This window comes from Paenibacillus sp. OT2-17, assembly GCF_009827695.1.
In the GTDB taxonomy this organism is placed as follows: domain Bacteria; phylum Bacillota; class Bacilli; order Paenibacillales; family Paenibacillaceae; genus Paenibacillus; species Paenibacillus polymyxa_B.
In genome coordinates, this window is record NZ_WUDQ01000794.1 from 1 (window position 1) to 1,311 (window position 1,311).

The 1,311-nt window shown below is 38.7% G+C and carries 2 protein-coding genes; both read right to left on the reverse strand.

What is annotated here, in order from left to right; all coding sequences use genetic code 11:
* A partial coding sequence (locus GRP75_RS27160; RefSeq protein ID WP_160790916.1) for a glycine betaine ABC transporter substrate-binding protein occupies positions 1-737 on the reverse strand: 737 nt, incomplete at its 3' end.
* Positions 738-746: 9 nt separating this feature from the next.
* A partial coding sequence (locus tag GRP75_RS27165; protein WP_160790917.1) for an ABC transporter permease occupies positions 747-1,311 on the reverse strand: 565 nt, incomplete at its 5' end.

Genomic DNA, 1,311 nt, shown 5'->3' on the forward strand with positions numbered 1-1,311 from the left:
AAGTTATACGGAGGCCATACTTGTTTGTCATCTTTCAACAGTGTGAACTGATCTTTATTAACTAGTTGCCCTTCTGTTGTGTAAGCTGGGGCAACATCCGCTTCATTGTTTTTAAGCACTTCATATTTCAAGCTGTTATCATATACTTTAGATGACTTCCAATTGAACTTACCATACACTTTCTCTAGAGCTGGAATTCCGTCTGCACGTTGGTCAACTTCTCCTTGTGAGGCGAATCGAAGCTTACTTACATGTTTTTGTAGATCAGTAATTGTAGTAATTCCTAGATTTTTAGAAACTTCCGAACGAATAACAAGTCCTGCTCCATCATTTGCTTTAGAGTAATCTAGCCAAGTAATTTTAAATTGCTTTTTATATTCTCCCTTAACTTTCTTATAAACCGTGCCAGGATCAGTGAGCATATCTACTTTCAATATGGATAATAAACCGGTACCTGTATATTCTGGATACATATCGATATCGTTGTTAACAATAGATGAATGGATAACGGAGCCCGCAATATTGGGTACTCGCTCTACCTTATATCCCGCACCCTCTAAAGCCAAAGCGTAAAGTTCACCCACAATCAAATTCTCAGTAAAATCTTTCGTACCGATCCGTATCGTTGCTGCTTTATCTTCAGCATTTTCTGTTTTATCACCACATGCACTTAAAATGAGCGACAATACAAGAAAAATTGAAATTGAAAAATACAGTTTTCTCTTGTTTCTAGACATATCTTTTACCTACCTTTTCAAAAATCTATATTTAAACAAAATACGCTCGGACATATCAAGCATTACCCCGACTGTAATTGCTAAAATTCCCACCGAAAACCCACCAATCAAAAGTAAATCCACTCGATTAAGTCCTAAACCAGTAAAGATGATTTCCCCTAATCCACCCGCTCCTATTTTGGCAGCCAGGGTAGCACTTGCAATGACCTCAATGGCAGCTATTTTAATCCCTGTCAGAATAATTGGCGCAGCTAATGGGAATTTGACTCGCCACATTACCTGTTGTTCTGACATACCCACTCCATGAGCAGCTTCAAGCAAAAAAGAGGGAACAGACTCTAAACCGGCTATCATATTCATTAATATAGGAGGAATTCCCAACAGTACCAGGGCAATTAAAGCTGGTTTTGTTCCCGTCCCCATAATAGGGATTAGAAGGAGTAGAACAGCTAAACTAGGCATAATTCTTAGAACTTGGAACAAGGATACGATCCATTTCTCTGTTCGTTTGTACTTACAGGTTACGTAACCCAACACAATTCCAACGGAGGCAGAGCAGAGTAAAGCTAGTAAA